Origin of the sequence: Methylobacterium crusticola, assembly GCF_003574465.1 — a bacterium.
Lineage (GTDB): Bacteria > Pseudomonadota > Alphaproteobacteria > Rhizobiales > Beijerinckiaceae > Methylobacterium > Methylobacterium crusticola.
In genome coordinates this window covers 1-1,173 of record NZ_QOWC01000476.1, presented here as the reverse complement: position 1 = coordinate 1,173, position 1,173 = coordinate 1, and the positions used below count along the sequence as shown (strand labels likewise).

The following is a 1,173-nucleotide window of genomic DNA, read 5'->3' as shown; positions in this document are numbered from 1 at the left end:
CGGCGATTGCCGCGCCGAGGCGGCGGGACGCGAGGGCGGCGATGGTCGGGATGGCCCGGGCCGGGAGCGTCAGCACGAGCGCGCCCGACGCGCCGCCCGGGCGCCCCGCGGCGAGGCGCGCCGCGACGTCCGCGTGCAGGGCCGCCTCCGCGGGGGCGGCGCCCTCCGGCGCCGGGACCTCGAGGGAGAGATCGAACACGGCGGAGAGCCAGGCCCGGAAGGCCGGCCGCAGGATCGTCTCGTGCCCGGTCGCGCCCCGCAGGTCGACCGCGATCCGGCCGACGGCCCGGGGCTCGGCCTCGTGCCAGCCGGCGTGCTCCCACAGGAGGGCGTCGGAGAGGAGCTGGAGGTCCGCGATCGGGTGGCGGCTGCGGCTGCGGGCGGCGAGCTCGGCCGCGTGGGCCCCGCCGCGGCAGAGGCTCGGGAACGGCAGGAGATCGACCTGGAGGAGCGCGTCCTCGGCGTCGAGGACGACGATCAGCAGCGGCGCGTAGGGATCGCGCAGCGGCACCTCGGCGACCGTGAGGCCGGCCGGGCTCAGCACGAGGTCGCCCACGAGGTCGAGGCCGGCGGGCTCCGCCCCGGCCGGCCGCGGCTGGTAGCAGCGCAGGGACAGGGGCGCCTCGATGGCGCCCTCCAGCCTGAGCTTGAGGAGGTGGGTGGTCGCGTACCAGAGGTCGGTGACCCGGAGCGGCGCCGCCTCCTCGTCGCAGAGCCGCAGGGCGCGCGCCCGGGCCGCGTCCGAGAGCGCCCCGGGCAGCGCCAGGAGCGGCGCCTCCCGGTCGGCGAAGGCGAGGACCGGCGCCGGGGCGTCGCGCACGAGGCGCGCCAGGAGGAGGAGCGCGCCGACGGGAGCGAGGAAGCCCTTGACCACGCCGGGCGCACCGTACGCCGCGTCGACGTCGGCCCGGGCGACGGTGCGGCGCACCTGGCCGAGGACGACCGCGCCCGCCCGCAGCAGGATGGAATCGGGCGCGCCGGCCCGGTCGCCGTCCGACACCGCCCAGCCCTTGAGCCAGTCGTCGTCGCGTTCCTCGAGGTTCCACTCGCTCGCCACGTCCACGTCCTCCTCGGGCGGTTCTGGAAACCGGGCGCCCGGCCGGCGGTCCCGGGCGAGGGCCCGGGCGGGCGGCGCGCCGGCGCGGCTCCGCGCGGGGGCGGTCAGGCCGCGGG

Annotated in this window: 1 protein-coding gene; it reads right to left on the bottom strand. The window is 79.5% G+C overall.

The window, feature by feature from the left end; translation table 11 throughout:
• A partial coding sequence (locus tag DT057_RS34980; protein WP_162501623.1) for a hypothetical protein occupies positions 1-1,063 on the bottom strand: 1,063 nt, incomplete at its 3' end.
• Positions 1,064-1,173 lie beyond the last annotated feature (110 nt).